This window comes from Candidatus Phytoplasma crotalariae (assembly GCF_030586865.1).
GTDB lineage: Bacteria > Bacillota_I > Bacilli_A > Acholeplasmatales > Acholeplasmataceae > Phytoplasma > Phytoplasma citri.
Genome location: NZ_JAOSIR010000025.1, coordinates 1 through 6,303 on the forward strand (window position 1 = coordinate 1; position 6,303 = coordinate 6,303).

The 6,303-nt window shown below is 31.2% G+C and carries 6 protein-coding genes; all 6 read right to left on the reverse strand.

What is annotated here, in order from left to right:
* Positions 1–351: 351 nt before the first annotated feature.
* Positions 352–978 (reverse strand): phase variable surface lipoprotein, encoded by a 627-nt coding sequence (locus OC683_RS01830; protein ID WP_304514855.1) that lies wholly within the window; start codon positions 976–978, stop codon positions 352–354.
* Positions 979–1,032: 54 nt separating this feature from the next.
* Complete coding sequence (locus tag OC683_RS01835; RefSeq protein ID WP_304514856.1) at positions 1,033–2,358, reverse strand: toprim domain-containing protein; 1,326 nt, start codon at positions 2,356–2,358, stop codon at positions 1,033–1,035.
* A 79-nt stretch (positions 2,359–2,437) separates the two neighbouring features.
* Positions 2,438–2,917, reverse strand: a complete 480-nt coding sequence (locus OC683_RS01840) for a Panacea domain-containing protein (RefSeq protein ID WP_304514857.1) — start codon at positions 2,915–2,917, stop codon at positions 2,438–2,440.
* A 226-nt stretch (positions 2,918–3,143) separates the two neighbouring features.
* On the reverse strand, positions 3,144–4,637 hold the full coding sequence (locus tag OC683_RS01845) for a replicative DNA helicase (RefSeq protein WP_304514858.1): 1,494 nt from the start codon (positions 4,635–4,637) through the stop codon (positions 3,144–3,146).
* Positions 4,637–5,266 carry a hypothetical protein gene (locus OC683_RS01850; RefSeq protein WP_304514859.1) on the reverse strand — a complete coding sequence of 210 codons (630 nt, stop codon included), beginning with the start codon at positions 5,264–5,266 and terminating at the stop codon, positions 4,637–4,639. The genes OC683_RS01845 and OC683_RS01850 overlap by 1 nt, the downstream gene beginning before the upstream one ends.
* A 183-nt stretch (positions 5,267–5,449) precedes the next feature.
* Positions 5,450–6,064 carry a dTMP kinase gene (gene tmk, locus OC683_RS01855; RefSeq protein ID WP_304514860.1) on the reverse strand — a complete coding sequence of 205 codons (615 nt, stop codon included), beginning with the start codon at positions 6,062–6,064 and terminating at the stop codon, positions 5,450–5,452.
* Between the last annotated feature and the right edge of the window lie 239 nt (positions 6,065–6,303).

Consider the following 6,303-nt stretch of genomic DNA (forward strand, 5'->3'; position numbering starts at 1 on the left):
TATTAAAGATTTTTATAAATTTTTTTAGAGAATTATTAAACAGCTTTTCGCGCTATTTTAGTCAATATACAAAACACACTAACCTTGGTTAGGCCATTTCTTTTAAAAATTAAAATAAATTTAAAATTAATATAATTAAAAGAACCAAATTATTTTCTTAAACGCAAAGGATTTTATGATATCGATAACAATAATGATTAAGAATGATATCTCGATAATATCAAATATCGATTATCATTATCATTATCGATATAAAATATAAAGTATCCCTCCTTCAAGAAGCTAATAGTGAACTAGGTTATTTTAAAAGAGAAATTGTCATAAAAGTGTCAGTGAAGTGTCATAAAATTGTCATTTTTTGTTTTTAGGAATATATTTATATTTAGGACGTAACTTTTTCACCCGATAACCTTGTTTATCTTTTGTCAAAAAAGATTGAAGATATTTTAAATCTTCTTGACGATAATAAATAATATTTAAACCTTTCTTATAGTTAGTTTTGATAGGTTTATGATATTTATCTAACTTGTTTGGATCTAGAGGATATAATTGTAAAGTTACTAATTTAGAAACATCAATTTTTCCAATTAATTTTTTGATCTGATTTTTCTTTTCATTTTGATAATTGATTTGGAAAAGGGAATAGTGGTTTTGAAGAGGGTTATTATGGCTTTTAAGCGGGGTTAAATCAGAAAGTAATGGTTTACTATTACTAGAAGAGAAATTATCATTAATTAGGGCGATTTTTAGTTGTTTAATTTCTTCTAAGATGTGAGGATCAACAAAGAGGGTTTGATTTCGAGGACGATAATTCGCTTCTTGATAATTATTTTTCTTTTGAGAATGGGCAACAATGGTGAGATTAATTAAATCGGTTTTTAAGCTGATTAAAAAGTTTTTAATGGGGATTAAGTCATTAGGAGTGGTTTGGTTATTTCTCCCCCCCATGCGAATTTCTTGATTGGTATTGTTTTTCATCTTTTGTCTCCTTGGTTTGTTTTTTACTACTAATTTAATTTTTCTCCTAATAATTTAATTTTTAATAATGACACGGTCTTCGCCAAAATAACGAATCGCTAAAGCAACTAAGTTATTCTTTTTCGCCTCTTCATAAGTGAGGTAAGGGTCTAAAAAACATTTTTGATAAACCGCCTTACCATATTGGCGTAATAAATCATCAACATCTTTACAAGTTTGATCGTAAGGGGGTAAAATCCTTCTAATTTCGTAAGGAATTTGTTGAGAAGTTAGTTGTTCTCCCAACGCTTCACTCCGTTTTCGCCCTGTTTCATCGTTATCTAAAGCGATAATCACTTTGATCTTTTCTTTTTTGAGGATTTCCAATTGCGATGGGGAAAGTAGTTGGGCAACACAAATGAGACCGACCACGTTTTTAATATTGTTTTGCCAACAACTTATCACATCAAAAAAACCTTCATGAATCATGAGAGTTTTTGTTTTTTTCATATAAGGTAACGCTGCGAAAAACCGATAACTGAAATGAAAGGTCGGAGTTTGACTAAAATTAGTTAAAGCTTGGTATTTGGGTTGAAAGTAAGAAACTTCACGGAAATGATTTTGATAAAAATGAAAGGTTTGCTGATCACCATTTTCAATGGGGATAATGATCGAACCATGAAAAGTATCGTGAACATATTTTTTTCCTTGGCGGCTAGTTTTGGCTTTGATCAAGCCATATTCTAATAATTGATCCAGATTAATCTTTTGCTTTTGACAGTAATTGAGGAAGCGGAAAGATAAGGGTTTATCAGATAACGGGGCATAACCTAGTTTAAATTCTTTCATGGTTTCTAGAGTTAATTTTCTTTTTTGAGTTAAATAAGTTAATCCTGGTTGACTTTCGTTATTGCGGTTAGCCATTAACAAATAATGATAATAATCGCGAATTTGGTTGAATAAAGGTGAAATTTCTTGAAATAATTGTTGCTTTTTACTATTGATTTTCTGTTCGTCAACTGGTTGTTTTGGTTTCCAAGGATAAGATAGTTGCTTCCAAGGATTAGTAGTAGTTGGGGTTATTGCTTTTTCTTGGTCTACTAAAGTTTTAAATTCTTGCGTTTTCATAAATCCTTCTATTCTTTGAAGCGCTTCATAAAAGGATTTAATTTGACGGATAGCCATATAAACATCAACGATATCATAATCTTTTCCGCATTTCCAACAATGGATTTTATTATTCGCTGTGAAATGGCAACAAGTGGGATTCTTTCCTTGATGAAGCAGACAAGGAAAACGGTGGTTGATGTTGAAGTTTTGCGGTAAAATTTTTAATTTTTTTAACAAAACAATCATCGGAAAATGGGTTTGAATGTGTTTGATTTGTTCTTGATAATTCATTAAGTTTTCTCCTAACAAGATATATTGTGGTTAAAAAACAAAAAAAGCCCCTTAAAGTGGCTATGGGAATGGGTAATTATTATTTTTCTTGCTTTTGCTCTTGGGCAAAAAATTTTTGTAAAGATTGATGAGTAATAAGATTATTTTTCCATTGTTTCCGTGGATTATAAGCAATTTTCCAAGGGAGTTCATTGTGGGTATTGACACTCAAATGATAAGAACTTAAAGGAATATAATGATGAAGAGTTTTTTTGATAAATTCTTGAGTTTCTGGATTTATTTCGTTACCAGTCTTGCCTTCACAAAGATAATTGTTGGGGATGGGATTATTGACAAAATGAAAAAATTCTCCAAAAATATGAGGAATAACAGGACCAAACAGCCAAGCTTCGATAGGTTCTAAAAAAAGGGGTTGATGATATTGCGCCAGATAATGACCTTGAAGGTAATATAATAATTTATTAATTTTCATGTTAGTAATTTGATATTTGTCAGCCTCAAAATGTTGGAGTAAATTGTTAACAACGTCAAAAACATTAATTTTTTTGAGATTTTTCATGGTTTTCTCCTTGGGTTCTGAAATTGGTATAAAAAAAAGACTCTCAAATGAGAGTCTTTGGGGGAATTGAATAACTTTTGAATTTTAAAACGTTTAAAATTTTTATAAGGAGATTTTTTTTTTGTAATTTCATATTGGTGATTTTACTTTTATTTGTTTTAATAAGATAATTGGCAACATCAAAAATAGTGATTTTATGATTTTTATTTTACATCTTTTTCTCCTGTTAATCATCTTCATCGGAATCAGGCAAAACATAACCGATTTCTCGAAAGGTTTGGGTTCTCATTTCAAAATGATAAAGCAAGTCTTTTTTGGTCCCACTCCGATTCTTTTTAATCGCTAATTCAATGATTTTTTGGGATTCATCACCATCTGCCTCCCCATATAATTTTTGACAATCATAATTATAAGTATTAAAAAGTTTTTGGCGATTTTTACTTAATTGCGGTTGGAATTCCGCCATCATTAAGACCAGATCGGAATTGGTTTCGATCCCTCCGCTCCCTTTTAAAGCGGTAATCGCGGGGGATTTTCCTAAAAAATTACTATAAGCATCGCGGGAAAATTGGGAAAGAATAATAATGACAATTTTTAATTCCATAGCCATTTTTTTTAATTTAGTCATAATTTCATCAATCGCCAGCCGATCATTTTCGAAATGATGAGTCGCTTTGGTAATTTGGAGATGATCAATCACTACGATATCTATTTGTTGTTCTAAATAACGACGATAAACTAAATCTAAGACATAATCAATGGTTTTGGTAGGATCATAACTGAAAGTAATTTGGAGATTATTCAAAAAAGGTTGGATTATTTTCATCCTTTCCTTATAGAGGGCGGGGGAAATTCCTGTCTCTTCCCAATTTTTGTTGAAAATAACTTCAAGCGGGATGCGGGTTAGGTTCGCTAACAAACGACTTAGATTTTCCGCTAAAGTCATTTCATAAGAAAAGACCAAGATTTGGGGGTAACGAGTTGTTTCATGATGTTTAATTTGGGAGATATCTAACAATAAATGGTAAACAAAACTGGTTTTACCTAAGCCTGTATAACCGCCAATCGTCACCACTTGGCCTTTTTTAAAGCCATTGGTGGCTTGATTTAACCCACGGAAGTTCTCGGATAAACGATAATATTCGGCGCGGATCGTTTCTTGAGCTTGACGATTAGTTTGAAAAAATTCAGGATGAACATTGATCATTTGGGGGATTGTGAATAAGGTTTGGTCGGACTGGTGGGGAAGCCAAGCCATAAATTTTCTTAATTTGGCAAAAATTTCTTGGTAATAAAGATGGCGATGATAAGGATCGGGTTGGTCAAAAGAAGGTTGGATTATTTTTAAAAGTTGTTGAAATAACTTTTCTTGGGTATAAGTGTGTTTTAAGTTCGTTAAGCAATCTAAGTTATTTTCGGTCTGGTCTGGCTCACTTAAAAAAGCTAAGGAGGTTTGGGTAAAATGATCTTGAGGAAAATGGGTTTGAAGATAAGTTAGTAATTCGGAAAGAAGGACGGCGGAGGATGGATTTTTTGGCAAAGGATGAGGAAAGGTTTTTTCTAAAGTTAAATATTTTAAGGCTTGAAAGATTTGACGATGTTTTTGATCACAAAACCATTGAGGATCAATCAGATCAAAATAAAACTGTAATTGTTCTCTTTTGTTTTGATTGAAATAGGTGATAATTTGTTTTAAGGCTTTTTGTTCATTAGTTAACATTAGCGCTTAACTCCTTGGGCTTTTTTAATGATATTAATATCGGGAAAGGGAATAAATTGGTTAGTCAGTAAGATTTGTAAAAAGATATTCGCTTGTGATGAAAAACAATCAATGACTCGGTTAATTCCTGGGGTTTTTCCTTGATGGATTTTTTTGTTTAATCTTTGAGCTTCTACAGTATTATTAGTTAATAAATAAAATTCAAAACGTGTATCCAGTTTTTTGAGTTGTTGGCCTTCGATCAAAGCTTGTTTATAACGGTCCCGTAAACAAGTTTTAAAATTAAACGCGATAATCCGTTTGGTTTGCGTAAATAACACTAAATCAAATTTAATATCAGGAATAAAGAATAAATAAGCTTGAGGATATAAATTACTAATTCCTTGGTTTTGAAAATAGAATAAAATAAGATATTCATTGATTTTACCGCGAATTACTTTTTGACTTTGGGAGTTGTAGTGGTAATTTGTGAAATATTGATTTAAGAAATGATGATGTTGGATCATATATTCGTGAAAAGGATGGTGGAAGAGCATGGGGTTGATAATCAGTTTCGTGATTTGAACACATAAAGATTGGGGCTTAAAAACTTTAATCTGTTCCAAAGCTAAATTCGTGAATGGCTTCATTGATTTTTTTTCCTTTCTTCATAAAAAAAAGACTCTTATATTAGAGTCTTTTAACATTTTTAAAATTAATTTTTTTGGTTTTCCAAGTCACGGTGCCATCAGGTTTGATGGTTTTAATTTTGCCGTGGTTATAATAGATATATAAATTACCATTTTGACATTTTTTCTTAATGATGATAGCCATTATTGGATTGCTCCTAAATATTTCATAATTTTTTTGATATTGGCTGACAGAGGATCATTTCCGTTTAAAATTAATTTATCAATCCCCCTAGTATAATGAGTGAGATAATGTTGGTAGCCTTGATGAACAGTTTGAAAATAAGTTAACGGTTTTTGTTCGATAAAATCCTTTTGGTGATTTTTTTGGTTTTCTTTACGGGTTATGCCAACAAGGGGATCAATATCTAAATAAATTAATAAATCAGGTTTTTTTAAGATAATTTCATGATTGATCTGAAAGAGCTTTTTTAACGATAAAAGTTGTTGCTTATCTTGGGAAAAAGGAAATAATTGGTAAGCATAAGTAGAAGGTAACCAACGGTCGCAGATAATTAAAGGGTGGTTTTTAAATAATTCCGCTTGGATTTGGGTCATATTAGCGAGACTTAAATAAAAATGGGTCAGATAATCTACTTGGGGAAAATTTAAAAATAAATCTCGTATTTCCTGACCCATGGTGCTACTGCCTAATCCTTGATAAATTTGAGGGAAGGGAGTTAATTGGTGACAAAGGGCCTGAATCAACGTGGTTTTGCCACTCCCATCTAAGCCTTCAAAAACAATTAATTTCATCATGGTTTCTCCTTTTTTTGTTGTTTTGATGATATAATTGATCGCGTCAGTGCCCAATAATATCAGAAGAACCAAAATACTCTTCAGCTAATTTACGTTTAGTAAAGGAAATCAAACATTCTTTAAAATCATAAACCATCTTTTTACTCATTATTGATTAATTCTCTTTCTTTTTGATTAAAATTCAAATCATGATCATGAGCAAAGCGATATAAAAAACAACTAATCTTATTTATTCCATG